Origin of the sequence: Streptomyces sp. NBC_01016 (assembly GCF_026341035.1) — a bacterium.
Taxonomy (GTDB): Bacteria; Actinomycetota; Actinomycetes; order Streptomycetales; family Streptomycetaceae; genus Streptomyces.
The window spans coordinates 1,327,950-1,350,228 of record NZ_JAPEOQ010000002.1 but is presented as its reverse complement, the minus strand read 5'-3'; the positions used below and the strand labels follow the sequence as shown (position 1 = coordinate 1,350,228).

Here is a 22,279-nt window from a genome sequence, read left to right as displayed (position 1 = left end):
GAGGGCTACTTCTGCGGCTCCAGGGCCGGTCCCAGCGAGGAGAACTTCTCCTGGGACACGACCCGCTTCGGCGGCCACGTGATGTTGCTCGGCGGCCACTTCTGCCCGGTCTTCTTCTGGAACCACGCCGGCGGCTCGTACATGGGCGGCTCATAGCCGTCCGGGATCGCCGTCTTCCACTCGACGTCCTTCGTGCGGTCCTTGAACTCGTCCTTGATCGCCTTGAGCCGCTCCGGCTGGGTGATCAGGTCGACCGCCGTGGCCGCCAGATACTTCGCGGCGGCGAGCACGGCCGCCTGCCCGGGGGCCGCGGCGGCGCAGGCCGCGGTGGACCAGGTGTGCATCTTCGTGCCGATGGGGGCGAGCGCCGAACCCATCGACACGGTCGGCACGTTCCAGCTGATGTCCGCGACGTCGGTCGAGCCGCCACCGAGGAACACCGGGTCCGGCGGCTTGAGTTCACCCACCTTGTCGTGCATTCCGGCCTCGGGAAGCCCGAGCGACTTCTGCAGATCCTTCGCCAACTGGTGTGCTTCCGCGCTGAATTTCGGCGGGCCGATCTGCCGCATGTTGTCGTGCAGCAGCTCCGCGAAGGACTTGGAGGGCAGCTGGTTCCAGCAGGCGGAGGTGATGCGGTGCCGCACCGTGGTCTGCGAGGCCTTGGCGGCGGCCTCGGAGATCGCGATCACCTTGTCGAGCAGCACCTGGACGCGGGCGGTGCTGCCCTCACGCACGTAGTAGCTGATCTCGGCGATCTCCGGGGTGACGTTGGGGATGTCGCCGCCGTTGTTGATCACCCAGTGCAGCCGGGCGGAGGGCGCCATGTTCTCCTCGCGCAGGAACTCCGACATGGTCGCCATCATCACGGCGGCGTCGAGCGCGGACTTGTTCCCGAGCGGGGTGCCGCCGTGTCCCGCGACGCCGAGGAACGTGAAGGTCACGGCGGTCATGGCGTTGCTGGTGCCCCAGCCGGTGGCGTTGGCGGTGGAGGGGTGCCAGTCGAGGAAGGCGTCGAGGCCCTCGTACACGCCCTTGCTGACCGCGTACGTCTTGCCGATCAGGGTCTCCTCGGCGGTGGAGCCGAAGAACTTCACGGTGACCGGGAGCTTGTGCTGCTTGGCGGCCTGCGCGACCGCTGCCGCCGCGGCGGCGGCCGCCGTGCCGAGCGCGCTGTGCCCGCAGCCGTGTCCCGGGCCGTAGCTCGGGGCGAACGGGTCGTGGATGTACTCGCGCGGGTCGTGGTGTCCGACGCCCTTGTTCTGCGAGAGGCCGGGCAGCGCGTCGTACTCGCCGCTGAACCCGAGCACCGGGCCGCCGCTGCCGTAGGAGTAGGTCGCGGTGAACGCGGTCGGGAAGCCGGCGGTCCCGAACTTCACGTCGAATCCGGCCCGTTCGAGGAAGCCGGCCTCGGCGAGCGAGGAGTTCCACTCGCGCAGCGACAGCTCGGCGTGCTCCCAGATCTCCTCGTTCAGGCCCGTGATGCGGGAGCTGTTGGCGCCGATCCAGCCGAGGGCGGCGGTCTTGGCCGGACTGTCCTCCGCGAGGCCTTCGGGCGCCTTGTATTCGAGCGGGGCCGCGTCCGAGGCGTCCACCGCGGCGGCCATCGCCGGGTCCGCCTGGGCGGTCATCGCCGCGGTGGTCACTCCGGCGGCGCCGAGCATCTGCATGATGCGGCGTCTGCTGATCTGCGGTCCGGGCGTGGACTCGGGCAGCTCGTGCTCGTGGTGGTCGTGCAGGTCACACACGCGTACCTCCCGGGGGTGAGGTGGGTGTAGCTGTAACTGCCATCGACGATCACGCGCCACAGTGGACCCTTGAGGTTGCCCCGTCAACATCTGTGCGTGACAAGGGCGTTACGCGATGTGCCGACAAGTCGGCACGACAAAGGCCCGCATCGTCCTCCTTGCCGGAGTGTCCGCCGCGTGCCGTGGGGATGACGGTCGCTGTGATGCGCGGCGATACACCGGACGGCGCGGAGGCGCGATACGGGCCTTGTCTGTCGCTGGAGCGGCCGCTGTCTAGTGACCGCCGAAAAGCGAGCGGCGAAGCCGCCGCAGTGGCGCGAAGAGCGAGACCCTCCGCATCCGTGCGCGGCTGTCGCTGCGCTTGTGCGCCGTGTCACGCGTGGTCAGCTCGCGCATCAGCGACGTCGCCTCCACCGTCTCGCGCTGCGGGACGGCAGGACCGCCGAGCACCGAGAGATGGCGGTCAAGGCGCGAACTGGTCGCACTGTTCCCGCAGGTGATCGCAGGCACTCGCGGCCTGCTGCGCACTGTTATCTGTTCCATGTCACTCCCCACCCGTACGAGGGCACCCAGCCCGGGCAGGTTAACCCTATCGCCCCAGCGCGACACTCGTGTATCCCGGTCGCAGTATTCACCTCCCCCGTAAGGGGGTTGACGGTTCGAAAGCGATCACTCTCCGAATCCGACCGATTCCAGGGCGAGTTGGACAAGTGGGGCTCCTGAGGGGCGCTCAGAACCGCCGTCCGGCTCCGTCGTGACAGCGAGTGAGGAGGCGTCCGGAGTCAAGCCGGTGGCCACCACCGGCGTGTCGGAGCCGTCCTCGGGCAGCACACCGAGGGAGCGCGGCGGCGCCGAGGGCTCCATCAGCCACAACTGGTGGGCCTTGCCGCGGGGCGGCGCTTCGAGACCTGTGACAGTGATCACCGCGCTGCCCCGCTCCGGCGAAGCGACGACATTCAGCCCGTCCGCGCGGACCGCGCTGGCGTCCGGAGCCGCGAGCACCGCCGCCACCTCGCGCGCGGCGGCCCGCTGCTCGTCGAGTTGGTCCGAGGTGCGCTCCAGCTGTACGGCGAAGAGCGCGGCCACGGTGAGCGCGCCTGCCCCCGTGGCCACGCCGAGCGGAACGAGGAGCCCACGCGCGCGTGGCGCGGTGCGGGGCCGGTCCGCCGCGGGGGCCTGGGCCGCGGGAACCTGGGCCGTGACCTGTACGGCGGTCAGCACCCGCTCGCGCAGCTCGGCGGGCGGGGCCACGGAGGCCGAGCAGGCGAGCCGCACCGAGCTCTCCGTCAGCGCGCGCACCTCGTCGGCGCAGGACTCGCAGCGCGTCAAGTGCCGCTCGAACCGGGCCCGTTCGCGGTCTTCCAGGGCGTCAAGGGCGTAGGGCGCGGCGAGGGAGTGGGCCCGCGGGCCCCAGAGGCCCCTGTGGCTCTTCGGGATGCGGTCGTTCATGCGGCGTCCCCCAGGCAGGCGCGCAGCCGCGTGAGACCGTCGCGCATCCGCGTCTTGACGGTGCCGAGCGGAACGGAGAGGCGCTGCGCGACCTCCCGGTAGGTGTACCCCTCGTAGTAGGCGAGGGTCACGGAGCGGCGCTGGAGTTCGGTGAGCCCTGCGAGGCAGCGGCGGACCCACTCGCGGTCCAGGTTGGTCTCGACCTGCTCGGCGACCTCGTCGAAGGCGGTGCGGTGCCAGCGGCTCGCGGCGCGCTCCTCGCGCTCCCTGGACGCGCGGGCGCTGCGCACCCGGTCGACCGCTCTGCGGTGGGCGTGGGTGAGCACCCAGGCCATCGCGGTGCCCCGGCGCGGGTCGAAGCGGGCGGCGTCGCGCCACAGTTCGAGGAACACCTCCTGGGCGACCTCCTCGGACTGGGCGGGGTCCCGCAGCACCCGGAGCACGAGCCCGTACACCGCGCCCGACACCAGCTCGTACAGCTCCTCGTACGCCCGCACGTCCCCCTGCCCGACCAATGGCAGCAACTTGTCCGCCCGCATCGGTTCCCCTCCCGCCCGGCGGCGCGGCCCGGTGCCGCGCCGCCCCCACTACGTGGTTCGCGGCCGGGCCCGGTCCGGATCGGGGGCGCCGCGAAGTTTCGTGAAGGAAGTACGGGCGGACGGGCGCGGAACGCGGGCCCACCGCGCGGCAATCCGCGACGCATCGATCCGCGGACGACCAATCCGCCGGGCGCGGTGCGCCGAATGGCTTGGCGTCAACCGCACTTCGTGCACGGACCGCGTGAGGACGGACCCATGACCTCTCAGTCAGCGAAGCCATCGAAAGCATCGGCTTCGGAAAGCCCAGACATGGCACGCGGCGCACCCCGCGCACGCATGCGGCGCCGGCGACAGGGCCTGGCGCTCCTGGTCTGCGGCGGCCTCGCCGCGGGCGGTGTCGCGGCCGCCGGCGCGACGGGCCTCGGCCCGCAGCGGGCCGAGGCCTCCAGCCACCGCGAGGCCCCCCTGATCTCGGGCCAGCCCCAGTACGACAACACCGACGTGTACGCGTTCGTGAGCCCCGACAAGCCGGACACCACGACCCTGGTGGCCAACTGGACCCCCTTCGAGGAGCCCGCGGGCGGCCCGAACTTCTACCCGTTCCCCGAAGACGCCCATTACGACGTGCACATCGACAGCGACGGCGACGCGCAGGGCGATCTGCTGTACCGGTGGACGTTCAAGACCCACACCAAGAACGGGAACACGTTCCTCTACAACACCGGCCCGGTGAAGAGCCTCGACGACCCGAACCTCAACGTCACGCAGACCTACGACATCGATCTGCTGCGCCTGAAGGACCAGAAGATCGTGTCCAAGTCGAAGATCGCCGACGATGCCCCGGTGGCGCCGTCGAACGTCGGCAAGGCGTCGATGCCCGACTACAAGACGCTGCGCGACCAGGCGGTCAAGAAGGTCGGCGGCGGCGTCACCTCGTACGTGGGCCAGGCCGACGACCCGTTCTTCCTCGACCTGCGCGTCTTCGACCTGCTGTACGGCGGGAACCTCTCGGAGGTCGGCCGGGACACGCTCAAGGGCTACAACGTGAACACGGTCGCCCTCCAGGTGCCCACCGCGTTCCTGACGGAGTCGAAGGACCAGCCGACCATCGGCGTGTGGTCGACGACCTCGCGCAAGGATGCGAAGGGCGACTGGACGCAGGTGTCCAGGCTCGGCAGCCCGCTGGTCAACGAAGTGGTGAACCCGCAGAAGGTCAAGGACCGCTTCAACGCGTCCTCGCCGTGGAACGACAGCCAGTTCCTGCCGTTCGTGACCGAGCCCGAACTGCCCAAGCTGATCGAGTCGATCTACAAGATCAAGGCTCCGAAGACGCCGCGCAACGATCTGGTGGACGTCTTCCTGAAGGGCGTGAAGGGCCTCAACCAGCCGCCGGGCGTGCGCCCCTCGGAGATGTTGCGCCTCAACACGTCGATACCGCCGACGAGTTCACCGAAGCGTCTCGGTGTCCTCGAGGGCGACAAGGCGGGCTTCCCGAACGGGCGTCGGCTCTCCGACGACGTCGTGGACGCCGAGCTCCAGGTCGTCGAGGGCGAACTCCTCGGCAAGAAGAACGACCTGGGCGACGCCGTCGACGCCAACGACAAGAAGTTCGAGTCGACCTTCCCGTACGTGGCGCTGCCCACGGAGGGCTCGCGCGGGCCGCTCGCCAAGAACAAGACGCAGAGCGACACCGAGGTCCGCGACCAGCTCACCGGCAGCTCGGTGTCCTCGGACTCCGGCGACGACGACACGCTCGTGACGGCCTCCCTCGCGGCGGCCGGCGCCGGCTTCCTGCTGATCGGCACCGCGCTCGTGTGGTGGCGCAGCCGGAGCAGGCGGCGCGCGGGCTTCGGTCCGCCGTTCTCCGGCTGAGCGTTTCTGGTCGTCCCAGGCAACCCACCGACCGGCGCGGCCCGCGTGCCTGATCCTCCCCACCGCGGGCCGCGCCTTCCACTCGTCTCTTTGTCTCTTCACCGCTTCGTCTCTTCACCTCGTCACCTCACCTCGTCACCTCGTCACGTCGTCACCTCTTCGTCTCTCGGAAATCGTCCCTAGGAGCGCGCATGCAGGCCTTGTCCGGCAAGGGGATCGGGGCGTCGGGGCTCGGGCGGCTGCTCGCCCTGGGCGCCGCGCTCGCCCTCGCCCTCACCGCGGGCGCCCTGGTCGCCGACGACGGCTCCCCGCCGAAGGCCGTGACCACGGGCACCGCCCCGAACCCGGCTCCGGCCCGGCTCGCCTCCGGCGACCTCGACCGGGGCGTGTCCCAGCTGCAGAAGCACCTGAAGGCCCAGCCCAGGGACCACGCGTCGTGGGCGTCGCTCGGCACGGCGTACGTCGAGCAGGCGCGGGTGAGCGCGGACCCGTCCCGCTACCCCCAGGCCGAGCGCGCCCTGGCCCGCTCCCTGAAGCTGCGCCCCGGCAACGACCCGGCGCTCGCCGGGCAGGCCGCGCTCGCCGCGGCCCGGCACGACTTCGACGGGGCGCTGCGGCTCGCGCGCAAGGCCCTGAAGGTCAACCCCTACGGCGAGGCGGCACTGGCGCTCCGCGTCGACGCGCTCGTCGAACTCGGCGACTACAAGGGCGCGTTGAAGGCGTCCGACGTCGCGGACTCGCGCCGCCCCGGCATCCCGAGCTTCACCCGCTTCGCATACGTACATGAGCTGCGCGGCGACGTCACGACGGCGCGCAAGGTCCTGGACCGGGCGCTCGCCGGCGCCACGGCGCCCGGCGACGTCTCGTACGTGGCCACCGCACTCGGCCAACTCGCCTGGCGCCAGGGCCAGTACAAGGACTCTCTGCGCCACTACGCGACGGCGCTGCGCGCGGACCCGGCCGCGGTCGCCGCCCTGGAGGGGCGCGGCAGGGCGCGGGCCGCGAGCGGGAACACGGCGGGCGCGATCCGTGACCTGAAGACCGTCGTCGCGCGCGCCCCGCTGCCGACCGCGCTGGTGGAGCTCGGCGAGCTCTACGAGGCGCGCGGCGACGACAGGGCGGCGAAGCGCCAGTACGCCCTCGTCGGCACCTGGCTGCGGCTCGCGCGGGCGGGCGGCGTCGACGTCGACCTGGACACGGCGCTCGCCTCCACGGAGCACGGCGACCGGGCCGCGGGCCTCAAGGCGGCGCGCGCCGAGTGGCAGCGCCGGCACACCGTGCACACGGCGGACGCGCTCGCCTGGGCGCTGCACGCGGCCGGGCGCGACAAGGAGGCGCTGCCGTACGCGCGGCGGGCCACGGCCACCGGATTCGGCGAGGCCGCGTTCCTCTACCACCGGGGCGTGATCGAACTGGCCGCGGGCGACCGGGCCGAGGGCCGCGAGCTGCTGCGCGAGGCGCTGGACCGCAACCCCGCCTTCTCGCCGCTGGGCGCGAAGGCGGCGCGGGCGGCACTGGCCGGGGCCACGGGGAAGGAGGCGGGACGATGAGGCGCTGGAAGCGGTACGTCGCGCTGCCCACGGCTCTCGGCGCCGCCACGGTCGGGCTCCTCCTGGCCGGCGCCCCGGGGGCGGCCGCGCACCCGCTCGGCAACTTCACCGTCAACCACTACGACGGGCTGCTCGTCGGCCGCGACGCCCTGCGCGTCGACCACGTGGAGGACCTGGCGGAGATCCCGACGCAGCAGGTGCGGCCCGAACTCGACGAGCGGGGGCGGGCGGTGTGGGCGAAGGAACGCTGCGCGAGTGCCGCGCGGAGTGCCAAGGCCGACGTCGACGGGCGTCGGGCCGCCCTTGAGGTGCGTACGGCCGACGCACGCCTGCGCCCCGGCCAGGCGGGACTCAAGACGCTGCGCGTGGAGTGCGCGTTCACCGCGCCGCTGCGCGAGAAGCAGGGCGAGACACACGGCGAGAAGGTGCGCGTCGAGCTGCGCACCGGCGTCGCCAAGGGCCCGGGCTGGCGGGAGATCACGGCGCGCGGCGACCGGATGACACTGAAGGCCTCGAACGTGCCCGCCACGTCGATCTCGGACCGGCTGACGCGCTACCCGAAGGACCTGCTGTCCTCGCCGCCCGACCGGGTCGCGGCCTCGGTCACGGCCGTGCCCGGCGGCCCGGCGGCCCCGGCGGCGGGCGGCGCGGCCGACGCCGACCGCGGACGTCCGGCCGGCTCCGAGGTGCTCCCCCGCGGCGCCGACCGCTGGACCGAGGCCCTCACAGGACTCGTGTCACGGCACGAACTCGGCCCCGGATTCGGGGCATTGGCCCTCGGCATCGCGATGGTCCTCGGCGCGCTGCACGCGCTCGCGCCAGGACACGGGAAGACCCTGATGGCGGCGGCCGCCGCGGCCCGCAGCCGGGCAAGGCTCCGGGACGTGCTGCCGCTCGCCGCGTCGGTGACGGTCACGCACACGCTCGGCGTGATCGCCCTGGGCATCCTCGTCACGGCCGGCTCCGCGGCCGCGCCCTCGGTGATCGCCTGGCTGGGCCTGGCGAGCGGTGTGCTCGTCACGGCCGCGGGGGTGGGTCTCCTCCGCAGGGCGTGGCGCTACCGCACGGCGGTACGGGCGCACACACACGCCCATGACCATGAGCACGGGCATGAGCACGAGCACACGCATGACCACGGGCACGGGCACGATCACGGCCACGCGCATCCGCATCCCCACCCGCACCCGCACCCGCACCCGCACCCGCACCCGATGCCTCAACCCACCCTCCGTGGAACCCTGTTCCTCGGATTCGCCGGAGGCCTCGTCCCCAGCCCCTCGGCCGTCGTCGTGCTCGTCGGCGCCTCCGCGCTCGGCAAGGCGTGGTTCGGCCTGTTACTCGTGTTCGGCTACGGTGCCGGACTCGCGCTCACCCTCACCGCGGTCGGCTTCACGGTGGTGCGCATCGGCGGCCGGATCGCGCAGTCCCTCGCGGATCTGCCGCGGCCCGGGCGCGGCCCGCTCGCCGCGTTCGTACGCCGCGGCCTGAGCCGCGCGGTGCCGTTCGGTTCGGCCTTCGTCGTGGTGGCCCTCGGCTGCGGATTGGTGTTCAGGGGGGCCGCAACAGCGCTCGGTTGAGCTACTTTTGTTCAGACTTGTCGTGTCACGCTTGCTTGTCTTCCCACGAATGGGGGCGCCCGTGGTTGAGCGTGTGGTCGCCGGAAGGTACCGGCTGCTCGACCCCCTCGGCGAGGGCGGCATGGGCACCGTGTGGCGGGCCCGCGACGAGGTGCTCGGGCGCGAGGTCGCCGTGAAGGAGGTGCGCGCGCCCGCCGGGCTCCCGGACGCCGAGGTGCAGCGGATGTACGCGCGCCTGGAGCGGGAGGCGTGGGCCTCGGCGCGGATCACGCACCGCAACGTCGTGACGGTCTACGACGTGGCCACCGAGGAACAACGCCCTTGGATCGTCATGGAGTTGGTCCGCGGCGTCTCGCTCGCCGAGCAGTTGGACGCGGAGGGCCCGATGCCCCCGGCCTACGCCGCGCACATCGGCGCCGAGGTGCTCGCCGCGCTGCGCGCCGCCCACGAGGCGGGCGTGCTGCACCGCGACGTGAAGCCCGGCAACGTACTCCTGTCGAACGAGGGCAGGGTGGTGCTCACCGACTTCGGCATCGCCATGGTCGAGGGGACGCAGGCACTCACCATGACGGGCGAGGTCATCGGATCGCCCGAATTCCTCGCCCCGGAAAGGGCGTTGGGGCGAACCCCGGGGCCCGAGTCGGACCTGTGGTCGCTCGGAGTGCTGCTGTACGCGTCCGTGGAGGGGCACTCGCCGTTCCGCCAGGACACCCCGCTCAGCACGCTGCGGGCCATCGTGGACGAGGAGTTGCCGCCGCCGCACCGCGCGGGGCCGCTGGCGCCCGTGATCGAGGGGCTGCTGCGCAAGGATCCGGCCGAGCGGACCCCGGCGTCCGAGGCCGAGCAGAACCTGCGCATCGTCGGTTCGGGCGGCACCCTGCGCGCGGGCCCGGTGCAGGCCTCCCCGCTCGCCTCGCAGCCGACGATGACGTCGCAGCAGGCGCACACGCCCGTCCCTCCCCTGACTCCGCTCCCGATGGGCGCCCCGCAGACGGCCACCACGGCCCCGGTCCGCGCGGAGCCCGACTCCCGCTACCCGCGCCGCGCGTCGAGGGCCATGATCGCGGGCATCGTGGTCCTCCTCCTTGCCATCGGGGGACTCACGTACGCCATGCTCAACCGCGACGCGGACCCGGGCGGGAACGCGAACAACGGCGGCGGCACGTCCGGGGGCGGCAACAGCGGCAACAGCGGGGGCACCACGGGCGACAACAACGGCGGCAGCGGGGGCGACACCGGCGGCGGCACCACCGGCGACAACGGCGGCAGCAGCAATAGCGGTTCCACCAACGGGGGGAACGGCGGCGACGGCGGTTCCGGCAGCGGCGGCCACACGACCACCCCGGCCCAGTCCGTCAAGGTCAACGTCCGCGCGGTGCGCCGCAGTTACTCGGGCCCGTGCCCGCCGCCGGCCGCCGCGGCCCCGGCCTTCGCCGCGACGATCACGGTGGGCCGCGCACCCGCCTCCGTGCAGTACCGCTGGGTGGTGCGGGGCGGCGAGGCCTCGGACCCCGGCTGGAAGACGCTGATCGTCCCCAAGGGCGCCGCGAACAAGGCCCGTACGGTCACCACCACGCAGACTCACTACGAGGAGGGCGGGACGCTGCGCGGGCAGATCGGTGTCGAGGTGCGCAGCCCGGTGGCGGTGACGTCCAACTACGTCTCGTACGCGATCACGTGCAAGGTGGTGACCCCGACGAGCGGGGCCACCACCGGTTCACCCACGTACTGAGGTCCGCGCACCGAGGTCCGCGGACCGGGATCCGGCTACGCGGCGGAGGCGAACACGGGCAGGTAGCCGCCCGACTGCCCGGCGGCCGTGGGGTGGTACGACTCGCCGATGTTCGCCCAGTTGACGCTGTGCAGCCACGCGGCGCCGGAGCAGATCTCGTGCCCGGTAAACGTGCTGGTCACATCGCCGAAGGCGAAGCCCCTGGTCGCGGCGTTCTCCTTGATGGTGGAGTTGAGGAGGTCCGCGGCGCCATTGATGGCCGAGCGCTCGTTCTCGGAGAGGCCCGCCACGCAGGTGCCGCTGAGCTTGTAGAAGCGGGGGTAGCCGAGCACCACCACGTGGGCGGCGGGCGCCTTGGTGCTGATCGCCGAGTAGACGTCGGAGAGCTTGCTCGGCAGGGTCGAAGTGACGTACGCACGAGCCTCGTTGACGCGCTTCACGCAGGTGGACTCGGAGTACAGGACACAGGTCGTCATGACGTCGGCGAAGCCCGCGTCATTGCCGCCGATCGAGATGGACACGAGCCCGGTCCCCGCGCCGAGCGGGCCGAGCTGGTTGGCGATGACATCACCCGTACGAGCACCCGAGCACGCGGTGAAATTAAAGCTTGAGGGTGAGTGGGCCGCTGCCCACAAGGCCGGGTACGCCTTCGTGGAGCGCTTGCAGGCGCCGCTGTCGGCGTCGTAGCTGCCGGCGCCGACGCCGGAGGAGTAGGAGTCGCCGAGGGCCACATAGCCCGTGGCGGCTGCGGAGTCGGCGGCTTGCGCGGCTGTGGCCCCGGTCAGGGCTGCCACCGCGGCAAGGACGAAAGAGGAGACGTGGGCCGCAATCCGGAAAGATCTCATGGAACCTCCCTTTAGCAGGATCAGCAGGGTCTCTGCCGCCCGCTCGCGTTGCAGGTTCATGCCAGGGATATGACATACCCTCAGCTCATCGACGCTACGCCCGTAGAGCGCCGACCAACTGGACCGCAGGGCTCCGGAGTTGTCCCTGTGGCCTCCTTGACGCAGGCCCGGGACTGCGCCACATTGAAGCCCGGCATCCGGCGCGTCGGGGGGCAAAGTCGCCAATGCAGACCATCGGCATCAAGCCGTCTTCATCGGACGGCCTTCAGCTGCTCGCGGGGGCGGGCGTCGTCGCGGGAGGCGCGGGTCTCGTTCTCGCGCTCTCGCACGCCGGATCCCCGCTGCGCGGACCACTCGCGCTCCTCTTCCTGCTCGCCGCGCCCGGCGTCGCGTTCGCGGCCGCCCTGCGCGGGCTCGATCCGTGGGCCCGGGCGCTCACCTCGGTGGCCGGCGCGATCGCGGTCGTCATGCTGGTCGCCCAGGGCATGCTCGCCGTGCACCGCTGGTCGGTGGACGGCGGAGTGATCGCCGTGGCGGTACTCAGCGCTTCCGCTTTTCTTTTGCAATGGATCATCCGACAGCTGCGTGGGGGCGCGGCCCAGGAGATTCGCAAACGGATCGGGAAAATCCACTAAGAGGGGACGGAAGTTAAGGAAATGGCCAAAACAATAAAAACGTGAGGCCTCGTTCCAGGTCTTGCCATACAGTCTCAATCATCAATACCGTCGTACATCCACCCGCATCGGACCAGCACGAAATGCGATCTAGGGGAGGGACCGAGGTCGCGAAGGTCCGGGGCGGGGCGCGGCAGGGGGGTGCCGCGTTCCGGTGAGCCCGCTCGCTCCGGCGTCCGGGGGAGCCGGGTCGCGTGCCGCGCGACCGGTCCGACAAACCGGTGTGCAATGCCAGCTCACCCGGCCTGTACGGAGAGGTCTTCCGGCACGGCCGTGAGTGAGAACCCCCCTTTCGAACCGGACACGAAGCCGGACCGCCCGGGGGCGGGCGGTCCACCGGACGAGAGGGACCAGACTCATGAGCAGTTCCGTTGTGCCTCCAGTGATACCCGAGGGGACATCGCCGGAAGGCAGAATTCCCGCCCGTTACCGGGCCATCTCCACGCACCTGGCGATCGCGCCGCGGGTCAGCGTGGTCATTCCGGCCATGAACGAGGCGGAAAATCTTCCGTACGTCTTCAAGACTCTTCCCGACTGGATCCACGAAGTCGTTCTGGTGGACGGAAATTCCACCGACAACACCGTGGAAGTGGCCAGGGAATTGTGGCCGGAAGTCGTGGTCGTACCGCAGCGCGGAAAGGGCAAGGGGGATGCCCTGATCACCGGCTTCACGGCCTGCAGCGGCGACATCATCGTCATGGTCGACGCGGACGGCTCCGCCGACGGCCAGGAGATCGTCTCCTACGTCTCCGCGCTCGTCTCCGGCGCCGACTTCGCCAAGGGCTCGCGGTTCGCCAACGGCGGCGGCACGGACGACATGACGCCCATCCGCAAGCTCGGCAACTGGGCGCTGTGCTCGGCGGTCAACGCCAAGTTCGGCGCCCGCTACACCGACCTCTGCTACGGGTACAACGCGTTCTGGCGGCACTGCCTCGACGACATCGACCTCGACTGCACCGGGTTCGAGGTGGAGACCCTGATGAACATCCGGGTCGTCAAGGCCGGCCTGAAGGTCCAGGAGATACCGAGCCACGAGTACCTGCGCATCCACGGCGCCAGCAACCTGCGCGCCGTCCGGGACGGCCTGCGCGTACTCAAGGTCATCATGAAGGAGCGCTCGAACCGTCGCGCCCTGCGCAGCAGGCAGACCGCATCGAAGCTCACCCTCGTGCGGGGGGACGGGTCTTGACGGAGCGACACGGCACGCAGATGACGGCGTCCGTCGTCATCTGCGTGTACACCGAAGACCGTTGGAGCGACATCCTCGCCGCAGTCGACTCCGTGCGCGCACAGTCGTACGCCGCCCTGGAGACGCTCCTCGTCGTCGACCACAACCCGGCCCTCCTCGACCGCCTCACCAAGGAGTTCGACGGCGAGCAGGGCGTCGAGGTGCTGGCGAACGCGGGGCCTCGGGGTCTTTCCGCCGGGCGCAACACCGGGATCGCCGCCGCGCGCGGCGACATCGTCGCGTTCCTCGACGACGACGCCGTCGCCGAGCGGGACTGGCTGCACTGGTTCGCCGCCGGATACGCCGACCCGCGCGTCCTCGCGGTCGGCGGGCACACCGAGCCGATCTGGGCCTCGGGGCGCAGGCCCCGCTGGTTCCCTGAGGAGTTCGACTGGGTGGTGGGCTGCTCGTACAAGGGCCTGCCGCGCGGCAAGGTCGAGGTGCGCAACGTGCTCGGTGGCAACGCCTCGTTCCGGCGCGGCGCCTTCGACATCGCGGGCGGCTTCGCGACCGGCATCGGCCGGGACGGCGACAAGCGCCCGCTGGGCTGCGAGGAGACGGAGCTGTGCATCCGGATCACGCGGGCGAGACCGGACGCGGTGCTCCTGATCGACGACCGGGCCGTCATCCACCACCGGGTGCCGGCCGGCCGTGAACGCTTCGCCTACTTCCGTACGCGCGCCTACGCCGAAGGCCTGTCCAAGGCGCTGGTCGCCCGAAGTGTCGGCGCGGGCAAGGGACTTGAGACCGAGCGCGCCTATTCGACGCGGGTGCTGCCGGTCGGAGCGGCGCGCGGCGTACGGGACTTCGCGCTGGGTCGGGCCGGGGGCGCGGGCCGCGCCGGGGCGATCGTGGCCGGGGTGCTGGCGGCGGCCGGGGGCTATGCGCTCGGCAGCTGGCGGGCGCGCGGCGCGGGCGCGACATTCACCGTGGCGGAGATCGACGCGCCCGCGAAGGAAGTCGGGAGAACGGAGACGGCGGCGTGAGCGCCCAGCAGCGGTGGTCCTACGGCGGGTCCGTGCCGATCCTCATGTACCACGCCGTCTCTCCCGACCCGAACCCCGAGACCCGTCAACTGTCGGTGTCACCAGCCCAGTTCGCCGAGCAGATGGAACTGCTCGCCGATCACGGCTGCACGCCGCTGACCACCGCCGAACTCGCCGGGATCTGGCGCGGCGGCGGCCGGGCGCTCCCGGACCGGCCCGTCCTGATCACCTTCGACGACGGCTACGAGGGCGTGCACACGCACGCCCTGCCCAGCCTCGCCAAGCACGGCTTCGCATCCACCCTGTTCATCTCGACGGGGTGGCTGCGCGGCGCGTACGACACCGGGGGCGGGCTCGACGCGATGCTCGACTGGCCCCAGGTGCGGGCGCTCGCCGGGCAGGGTATGGAGATCGGCGGGCACAGCCACACGCATCCGCAGCTCGACCAACTCGACGACACGGACCTGGAGTTCGAGCTGCTGCGCTGCCGGGAGATCGTCGCCGGTGAGCTGGGCCCGGCGCCGGTCTCCTTCGCGTATCCGTACGGGCATTCCGACCGGCGGGTGCGGCAGGCGGTGCGCGCGGCCGGGTTCGCCCAGTCGCTCGCCGTCGGCAACGCGCTGGCCCGGCGGCCCCAGGGCCCCTACGCCCTGCGGCGGATCACCGTGCGCCGCTCGACCGACGTCACCGAGTTCGAGCGGCTCATCGACGGCCGTGCCATCGGCCGCACCTTCGCCAGGGACCGTGCCCTCACCAAGGGGTACGCCGTGGTCCGCAGAGCCCGGCAGGCCCGCCGCAAGGCGACCGCCCTGCTGCCCGGCCCGCTCCGCCAGAAGGGCCCACGTACCCGTGTCTGACACGACGACCACCCGCGCCAAGGCCGACCCGGCCACCACGACCGACGCCGGATCCCCGGCCCTCTCAGGACGCCGGCTCAGGCTGCCCGGCATAGGGCGCGGCAAGAAGGGCACAGAAAACGGCATGGGCGGGTCGGGGGGCGGGAGCCAGCTGTTCCGGAACGCCTATGCGCTGATGCTGAACACCGGCATATCCGGCGTGCTCGGCGTCGGCTTCTGGCTGGCCGCCGCGCACTACTACACGGCGGACGCGGTCGGTCAGGGCTCGGCGGCGATCGCGGCGATGAAGTTCCTCGCGGGCCTCACCGCCGTGACGCTGACCGGGGCCCTCGCCCGCTTCATCCCGGTCGCGGGGCGCGCCACCGGCCGGTTCATCTTCCGTACGTACGCGGGGAGTTCGGTCGCCGTCGCGTTCGCCGCGCTGATCTTCCTGCTCACGCTCGACGTGTGGGGACCCTCGTACAGCTTCCTGCACGGGACGCTGAACGGGCTCGGGTTCATCGCCGCCGTCATCGCCTGGTCGCTGCTCACGCTGCAGGACGGGGTGCTCACCGGGCTGCGCAGCGCGCTGTGGGTGCCGGTGGGCAACACGGTGTTCTCGCTGGTGAAGTTGGGGCTGCTCGTCGCGTTCGCGGCGTCGTTCGCGGCGACCGGGGTGTTCGTGTCGTGGGTCGTCGCGATCGCGTTCTCGGTGGTTCCGCTGGGCCTGCTCGTGTTCCGGCGGCTCGTGCCGCGGCACATCGCGGCCACGGACAGCAAGGCGGAACCGCCGTCGCTGCGCGAGATGGGCCGGTTCCTCGCGGGCGACTACACGGGTTCGCTGTTCTCGCTCGCCGTCGTCTACCTGGTGCCGGTGCTCATCGCCTCGCAGGTCAGCTCGGCGGACAACGCGTACTTCTACATCGCGACCACCATCGGCGGCACGGTCAACCTGCTGGCCATCAACATGGGTGCCTCGCTGACCGTGGAGGGTTCGCACGATCCGGCGCAGCTCGCCGCCAACACCCGGGCCGCGCTGCGCCGCATGGCCCGCATCATGCTCCCGATCTGCGCCCTGCTCTTCATCCTCGCGCCGTTCGTGCTGCACGTCTTCGGCGCCGCCTACGCGGACGCGGCGACCCCGCTGCTGCGCTGGTTCGCGGTCGGGGCGGCGCTGCGGGTGGTCATGGAGACGTACTTCGCGGTGCTGCGCGCGCAGAGCCGCACCTCCGGACTCGCCTGGCTCCAGGGCCTGTTGTGCCTGCTCGTGCTCGGTCTCACGCTGCTGCTCCTGCCCCGGATGGGGCTCACCGGCGCGGGTGTCGCCGAGATCTCCTCGCTCGCCGTGATCGTGGCGATCGCCGCGCCGAAGCTGTGGCGCGTGGTGCGCGCCGCGCCCGCCACGGCGCCGCCCGAGGACGCGCCGCGCGACGGCGACCTGGCCGACCTCGGCACGCCGAAGATGGAGCCGGCCACGAAGGACGGCCCCAAGTGGGCGCTGCGGGACGCGATGGACTCGGACACGCTGCAGCTCGCGGTGCAGCTGAACCTGGACCACCAGGAGCGCCGGCCCGACATCCGCCCGGGCCCGGTGACACCGCCGGCCGGCACGCGCAGGCCCACGTGGGTGACCATGCCGCCCTCCCCGTCCGCCGCCGCCTCCGCATCCGTCCCTGCCTCCGCTGCCGCCTCCGCCTCGCAGGCGTCGAGCGACATCCGCGGGGAGGACGACTCGACCGTCCTTCCCGACCCGTATCCGGAGGCCGTCGACCTGGCCTTCGACACCGAAACCGAATTTGATCCCGAATCCGACTTCGAATCCGACTTCGAGTCCGATCTCGAGTCCGAACCCGGCTCCGGCTCCGGACCGACCGCCGAGCCGAACTCGGATCCGGATCCGGCCGCCCCGGCACGCCCCGCCCAGCCGGCGGAGCGGACGCGGCTCACCCCCACCGTCGTCGTCCTCGCGCTGCTGCTCGTGGCGGCCATCGGGCTCTACTGGGGGCCCGTCCTCGGGATGGGCGAGGCCGATCTGGACCGGATGGGCGGGCTCGGACTGATCTCCGTCCTGCCCCCCGTGACGCTGCTCGGCGCGGCCCTGCTCATCGGCGTCTTCGCCTCGCTCCTGTGGCTCGAACGGCCGCACAAGCGCCTGCTGTTGCTCACGCTTCTCGCCACGGTCGTGTCCCTGCACGCGCTGCCCGCCGTCATCGAGGCGGAGCCGCGGTTCGCGACGGCCTGGCAGCACCTGGGCTTCATGGACTACATCGACCGCACCGGCTCCGCGGTCCCCGACCTGGACGCCCGCTGGAGCTGGCCCGGCTTCTTCGCCGCGGCCGCGTTCCTCGCGAAGGCCTGCGGCGTCAACGATCTGACCGAGGTCATTCGCTGGTGGCCGACGGCCATCCAACTCCTCTACCTGGCACCGATGTTCCTGCTGCTGCGCTCCGTGCGGGCGAGCTGGCGTGCCAAGTGGACCGGTGTCTGGATCTTCGTCCTGAGCGGCTGGGTGGGCCAGGACTACTTCTCGCCGCAGGGCTTCACGTATCTCCTCTATCTGGTCTTCGTGGCGATCCTGCTGGTCTACTTCCGGGCGCCCCGGATGCTGTGGTCGAAGCGGCGCCCCGGGGAGACCGAGGTCGCGCCGACCGACAGACGGCAGCGCGCGGTGCTGCTCGTCGTCCTGATCGCCCTGTTCGCGGCGACGGTCCCGGCGCACCAGCTGACCCCGTTCGTGATGCTGGGCGTCCTCGCGGTCCTGGTCGTGGTCGGCAGGTCCGAACTGCGCGGCCTGCCGCTGCTGTTCGGCGTCATCGTCGTCGTCTGGCTGGGCTTCCTCGCCGAGCCGTACTGGTCGGGGCACTTCAACGACCTCTTCGGCGGCATCGGAGGCGTCGGCGGCAATGTGACGTCCTCGGTCTCCGGCCGTATCCAGGACGGCAGTTCGTCCCACAAGCTCGTCCTCTACACGCGCGTGCTGCTCGCCGGCTCCGTCCTTGCGTTCGCCTGCTGGGGCTGGTGGCGGCGCCGCGACTGGAAGTACCGCGAGCGCTCGCTGCTCGTGCTGGCCTTCGTGCCGTTCCTGGGCTTCGGCATGCAGTCCTACGGCGGCGAGATGGCGCTCAGGGTCTTCATGTTCGCCCTGCCCGGCGTCGCGCTCCTCGCAGGCCTCGCGCTGTTCCCGCGCACCGGCGTCACGGCGAAGGAACGCGACAAGGACCGCATCAGCCTCGCCCCGCTGGCCGCGCTCATGGCGGGCCTGGTGCTCATGGGCGGCTTCCTGGTGGCCCGTTGGGGCAACGAGCCGTTCGAGCGGATCCGGCCGGGCGAGGTCGCGGCGATGGACTACGTCTACGCCCACGACGACCCGACGGTCCGCCTCCTGTGGATGAGCAACGACACCGTCGAGAACGTGACGCCTTCGCTGCCGTGGGGCGCCCGCGACATGGAGAAGGTCCAGTACGTGCCGACGCTCGCGCCCGTCGACCCGGTGCTCGTCGGCTCCCTCGTCAAGGCACTCAAGGACGCGGGCCCCAACTCGTACCTCATGCTCAACAAGAGTCAGGTCGTCTATCTCCAGATGGACGTCGGCTACTCCAAGGCCTGGCCCACGCGCCTCGTCGAGAACCTGGACCGGCGCGAGGAGCTGAAGAAGGTCTACGTCAACGCGGACGTGACCATGTACCAGCTCCGCAAGGAACCGCCGGGCCCGGTCGCGAAGGCCGAGCCGGGGCCGATCGGGCCGCAGATCACCTGGACGCCGTGGTCGCTGGTGGGCGCGCTCGCGGCGGCCGCCCTGATCGTGCTGCTCACGGCGCGCGAGGTGGTCCGGGTCGCGCTGCGGCCGAGCGTGCGTCAACTCCAGTGGTTGCAGAGCACGTTCTGGTTCTCGCTGCCGCTGCTCGCGGTGGTGCTCGCGTCGCTGATCCAGCGGTTCATCACCATGGGCCTGAACTGAGGACGGGTCTGAACTGACGGCGCGCAGGGGCTGAAGTGGCTGTGGCGGCACTACCGCCGCAGCCACTTCACCTCGTAGCCCCGCATCTCGAACCGCTTGCCGTCGATCTTCGCGTTGATCGGCCGCTTCAGCGTGTTCACGACGAGCACGGTCTTGTCGTCGGCGAGCACCCGCACGTTCGGCACGTCGTCCTTGGCCACCGACACCTTCTCGAACTTCGTGCCGGGCCCGAACTCCTCGTTGAACCGCGACACCAGGCCGTACATCGGCAGCGCGCCGCCGCCGGAGGCACGGTCGGTCGGCCGCCACAGACAGCCGGCGCAGCCCGCGCCCTTCTCGTCCTCGGGGTTCCAGTAGAAGCCGGACGTCGCCCCGCCCATCACCATCGCGATCATCCCGGAGGCCTGCACGGCGACGCGGTGCGGCTCGCTCCAGCCCTGCCGCTCGTCCCTGCTGTCGGCGGGCTCCACGTAGTACTCGGCCCACCACAGCGGCAGCCCGTCGGTCTCCCGCTCGATCCACTCGCTGACGTCGGTGAACTTGTCGGTGGCGGCGAACTCGTCCGGCAGCATCTCGTCGTCGTTCGTATAACTGGACCCGTCGACGACGACGAAGTCGGCGCCCGCCTTGTTCTTGTTCCAGTAGTCGAAGGCGTCGACGATCCGCTGGTCCATCCGCCCCCAGGCGCCCTTGACCTCGTCGGAGGTGCCGTCGGTCTGCTGGGGATGGTGACTGTCCATGACGAGATAGGGCCCGCCGACCATGATGTCTCTGTCGACCTTTTTCAGGGCCTTGTAGACGAGGTTGTAGAGCTTCGTGTACCCCTCGTAGTCCCAGCGGCCCTTGCCGTCGTTCCAGAAGCCCTTGAACTCGTTCCAGACGATGAAGTGCCGTACGTACGGGTACCGCTTGGCGACCGTCGCCGCGAGGTTCGCGTAGTCCTTGTAGTGCTCGGGGGACGGCGCGGTCTCCAGGCTGGCCTGGCTCCAGTCCGTGTTGCCGACGCCGGCCTTGCCGCCCTTCATCCAGTCGGGCGCGCAGCAGAGCGTGACCACGGGTGTACCGCCGGACTTGCGGATGAAGTCGATCCGCCGGTCCATCTCCTCGAACTGGTAACGCCCCTTCACCGGCTCCGGGTTGCTCGCGCCCCAGCCCATGATGTGCTGGTTCTGCGGCATCGGCCGCTCCCCCAGCAGCTTCTCCGCGCGCTCGGTCGCTGCGGACGAGCCCTCGTCGGCGGAGAACTGCGTGTGCGTGAACCCCCAACCGACCTGCGGACCCAGCTCCTTCGGCGGCGCACCGGGCGTGCCGTGCACCCTGTCACCGTCCGTGGTGGTGCCCGCGGTGCTCTGTTTGCCGTCCGGAAGCGTGTTGATCACGGTCAGCACCAGCGCCAGTACGGCCATGCCCACGCCGAGCAGGGCGATGAGTCGCCATCGCCGCGCCCCCGATTCCCACCCATGACGTCCCATCAAGGACAAGGGTAACGAGGGGAGTTGGCGGAAGGACCAGCTCCGCTGCCACGGACTCGTAACGAGGTTCGACGGCCGGGGTGCGCGTGGCGGCCGGTACGAGGCCGGGGCACGCTGCGGAAATTGCCTGCGGGAGACCCGTTCGTGCCGGATCATGGCGGCATGTCTGCGAACCCTTTCGACGCGCTGCCGGTCCGGCTGGGCGTCGACGACAGCGACTCGCCCTCCGACGTCGTCGACGCGCTGTTCCTCGGCCGCTTCGCCACGGGCGAGCAGCCCTACTCGCACGCGATGAACATCGACCGGGTGCGCACCGCCGCGACACTGCTGCCGCCGAACGCCCGGGTGCTGCGTTCCGCGCGCGACGAGGACCGCAGCGCGACGCTCGCCGAGGGCGACGGGTGGACGCTGCTCATCTCCCGGTGGAGCAGGGGCGCGGACGTCACCGTGACGGCGACGACGGCGGAGCTGGCGGAGAAGGTCCTGGGGCAGGCCACGGACGGTGCGGCCGACGAGCCGGAGCCGCAGCCGGAGAACGTGGCGATGGGCTTCTGGTACGTGTCCCCGCGCCGCGGCCCGCACCGCACGACGCGCCAGATCTCGGCCGGCACCTGGGAGGAGGTGCGCCCCAACTACACGGCGCCGGTCGCCGAGGCGATGGACGAGCTGATGAAGACGCGCCCCGAGGACATCGCGGGCCGCCTGCTCCTCCTGCACGGCCCGCCGGGCACGGGCAAGACGTCCGCCCTGCGCACCCTGGCCCGCTCGTGGCGTGACTGGTGTCAGGTCGACTGCGTCCTCGACCCCGAGCGGCTCTTCTCGGACGTCGGCTATCTGATGGACATCGCGATCGGCGAGGACGACGGCTCGGCGAACGGGCGTTGGCGCCTGCTCCTCCTGGAGGACTGCGACGAACTGATCCGCGGCGAGGCGAAACACACGGCGGGCCAGGCGTTGTCGCGGTTGCTGAATTTGACCGACGGCCTGCTGGGCCAAGGGCGCAACGTCCTTGTCGGCGTCACCACCAACGAAGACCTGGAACGCCTCCACCCCGCGGTGGTCCGCCCCGGCCGCTGCCTGGCCCGCATCGAGGTCTCCCCCTTGACCCGCCACGAGGCCACGGACTGGCTCGGCACGGACGAGGGCGTGGGCCGCGAGGGCGCGACCCTGGCGGAGCTGTACGCGCTGCGCCGCGGGGTGTCTCCGACATCGGTCCCGGACCAGCGGGGCGGAACGGAAGCGGGCCTGTACCTGTAGCCCCTGGTCCCCTTACGCCCCGGGGCTCGAGGTACCGCTCCGCCTTGGGCAATCTGCCGCCTTGGGCGGCAGGGTGGGCAAGGCGGCACCCCGGTGCCGCGCACCGCTACGAGTGGCCCGGCCCCGCCTACGCGTATGCCGCGCGCACCGCGTCCCGGGCCGCGGAGAGGGCCGCGTCCTCCGACAGCCCCAGCCGCCGGACCCGCTCCGCGTAAGCCTGCGCCGCCGACGACGCCTCCCGCTCCGCCGCATCCCCAGCGGACGCGATAAGCGTGCCGTTGCGCCCCCGCGTCTCGATCACCCCGTCCGTCTCGAGGGCCCGGTACGCCTTGGCCACCGTGTTCGCGGCGAGGCCGAGCTCCTCGGCGAGCCCGCGGACCGTGGGCAGCCGATACCCGACGGGCAGCACCCCCGACCGGGCGAGCTCGGAGATCTGGGCCCGCACCTGCTCGTAGGGCGCGGCACTGTCGTCAATGCGGATCTTCAAGGTCACGCGGTCGATTCTCCCGCAGCACCGAAAAATAGGAGGCACCCGGTGGCGCGCGGCGCGTAGCGTGCG

Annotated in this window: 17 protein-coding genes; 10 read left to right on the top strand and 7 right to left on the bottom strand. The window is 71.3% G+C overall.

Annotation, left to right across the window (positions count from 1 at the left end):
• Positions 1 to 5: 5 nt before the first annotated feature.
• The 4 genes from OG746_RS32855 to OG746_RS32840 form a co-directional block, all read right to left on the bottom strand.
• Complete coding sequence (locus tag OG746_RS32855) at positions 6 to 1,745, bottom strand: amidohydrolase (RefSeq protein WP_266721313.1); 1,740 nt, start codon at positions 1,743 to 1,745, stop codon at positions 6 to 8.
• Positions 1,746 to 2,018: 273 nt separating this feature from the next.
• Positions 2,019 to 2,288: a hypothetical protein gene (locus OG746_RS32850; RefSeq protein WP_266721311.1), complete on the bottom strand. Its 270-nt coding sequence runs from the start codon at positions 2,286 to 2,288 to the stop codon at positions 2,019 to 2,021.
• 126 nt (positions 2,289 to 2,414) lie between these two features.
• On the bottom strand, positions 2,415 to 3,194 hold the full coding sequence (locus tag OG746_RS32845; RefSeq protein ID WP_266721309.1) for an anti-sigma factor: 780 nt from the start codon (positions 3,192 to 3,194) through the stop codon (positions 2,415 to 2,417).
• A complete protein-coding gene (locus OG746_RS32840) occupies positions 3,191 to 3,733 on the bottom strand; it encodes an ECF RNA polymerase sigma factor SigK (RefSeq protein ID WP_266721307.1) in 543 nt (180 codons plus the stop codon). The genes OG746_RS32845 and OG746_RS32840 overlap by 4 nt, the downstream gene beginning before the upstream one ends.
• A gap of 336 nt (positions 3,734 to 4,069) precedes the next feature.
• Here OG746_RS32840 and OG746_RS32835 point away from each other — a divergent pair, with 336 nt between their 5' ends.
• From OG746_RS32835 to OG746_RS32820, 4 genes are all read left to right on the top strand, one after another.
• A complete protein-coding gene (locus tag OG746_RS32835) occupies positions 4,070 to 5,605 on the top strand; it encodes a DUF4331 domain-containing protein (protein ID WP_266721305.1) in 1,536 nt (511 codons plus the stop codon).
• 191 nt (positions 5,606 to 5,796) lie between these two features.
• On the top strand, positions 5,797 to 7,155 hold the full coding sequence (locus tag OG746_RS32830) for a tetratricopeptide repeat protein (protein WP_323179711.1): 1,359 nt from the start codon (positions 5,797 to 5,799) through the stop codon (positions 7,153 to 7,155).
• Positions 7,152 to 8,732 carry a sulfite exporter TauE/SafE family protein gene (locus tag OG746_RS32825; protein ID WP_266721303.1) on the top strand — a complete coding sequence of 527 codons (1,581 nt, stop codon included), beginning with the start codon at positions 7,152 to 7,154 and terminating at the stop codon, positions 8,730 to 8,732. The genes OG746_RS32830 and OG746_RS32825 overlap by 4 nt, the downstream gene beginning before the upstream one ends.
• Before the next feature lie 49 nt (positions 8,733 to 8,781).
• Positions 8,782 to 10,464, top strand: coding sequence for a serine/threonine-protein kinase (locus OG746_RS32820; protein WP_266721301.1), 1,683 nt, complete (start codon positions 8,782 to 8,784; stop codon positions 10,462 to 10,464).
• Between the two features lie 35 nt (positions 10,465 to 10,499).
• Here OG746_RS32820 and OG746_RS32815 read toward each other — a convergent pair whose 3' ends face one another.
• Complete coding sequence (locus tag OG746_RS32815; protein ID WP_266721299.1) at positions 10,500 to 11,309, bottom strand: SGNH/GDSL hydrolase family protein; 810 nt, start codon at positions 11,307 to 11,309, stop codon at positions 10,500 to 10,502.
• Positions 11,310 to 11,533: 224 nt separating this feature from the next.
• On the opposite strand from OG746_RS32815, the gene OG746_RS32810 reads away from it, so the two are divergent.
• The 5 genes from OG746_RS32810 to OG746_RS32790 all read left to right on the top strand — a co-directional run bounded on the left by OG746_RS32810 (position 11,534) and on the right by OG746_RS32790 (position 18,991).
• Positions 11,534 to 11,944, top strand: coding sequence for a hypothetical protein (locus OG746_RS32810; protein ID WP_266721297.1), 411 nt, complete (start codon positions 11,534 to 11,536; stop codon positions 11,942 to 11,944).
• A 397-nt stretch (positions 11,945 to 12,341) separates the two neighbouring features.
• Positions 12,342 to 13,172 carry a glycosyltransferase family 2 protein gene (locus OG746_RS32805; RefSeq protein WP_266721295.1) on the top strand — a complete coding sequence of 277 codons (831 nt, stop codon included), beginning with the start codon at positions 12,342 to 12,344 and terminating at the stop codon, positions 13,170 to 13,172.
• Positions 13,173 to 13,192: 20 nt separating this feature from the next.
• On the top strand, positions 13,193 to 14,197 hold the full coding sequence (locus OG746_RS32800; protein ID WP_266725589.1) for a glycosyltransferase family 2 protein: 1,005 nt from the start codon (positions 13,193 to 13,195) through the stop codon (positions 14,195 to 14,197).
• A gap of 44 nt (positions 14,198 to 14,241) precedes the next feature.
• A complete protein-coding gene (locus tag OG746_RS32795) occupies positions 14,242 to 15,054 on the top strand; it encodes a polysaccharide deacetylase family protein (RefSeq protein ID WP_266725587.1) in 813 nt (270 codons plus the stop codon).
• On the top strand, positions 15,047 to 18,991 hold the full coding sequence (locus OG746_RS32790) for a lipopolysaccharide biosynthesis protein (RefSeq protein WP_266721293.1): 3,945 nt from the start codon (positions 15,047 to 15,049) through the stop codon (positions 18,989 to 18,991). Before OG746_RS32795 ends, OG746_RS32790 begins: the two co-directional genes overlap by 8 nt.
• Positions 18,992 to 19,041: 50 nt before the next feature.
• On the opposite strand, the gene OG746_RS32785 is transcribed toward OG746_RS32790, so the two are convergent.
• Positions 19,042 to 20,463: a GH39 family glycosyl hydrolase gene (locus OG746_RS32785; protein ID WP_266721291.1), complete on the bottom strand. Its 1,422-nt coding sequence runs from the start codon at positions 20,461 to 20,463 to the stop codon at positions 19,042 to 19,044.
• A gap of 162 nt (positions 20,464 to 20,625) precedes the next feature.
• Between OG746_RS32785 and OG746_RS32780 the strand changes: the two genes are divergently transcribed.
• On the top strand, positions 20,626 to 21,720 hold the full coding sequence (locus tag OG746_RS32780) for a DUF5925 domain-containing protein (RefSeq protein WP_266721289.1): 1,095 nt from the start codon (positions 20,626 to 20,628) through the stop codon (positions 21,718 to 21,720).
• Positions 21,721 to 21,847: 127 nt separating this feature from the next.
• Here OG746_RS32780 and OG746_RS32775 read toward each other — a convergent pair whose 3' ends face one another.
• Positions 21,848 to 22,213: a GntR family transcriptional regulator gene (locus OG746_RS32775; RefSeq protein ID WP_266721287.1), complete on the bottom strand. Its 366-nt coding sequence runs from the start codon at positions 22,211 to 22,213 to the stop codon at positions 21,848 to 21,850.
• Between the last annotated feature and the right edge of the window lie 66 nt (positions 22,214 to 22,279).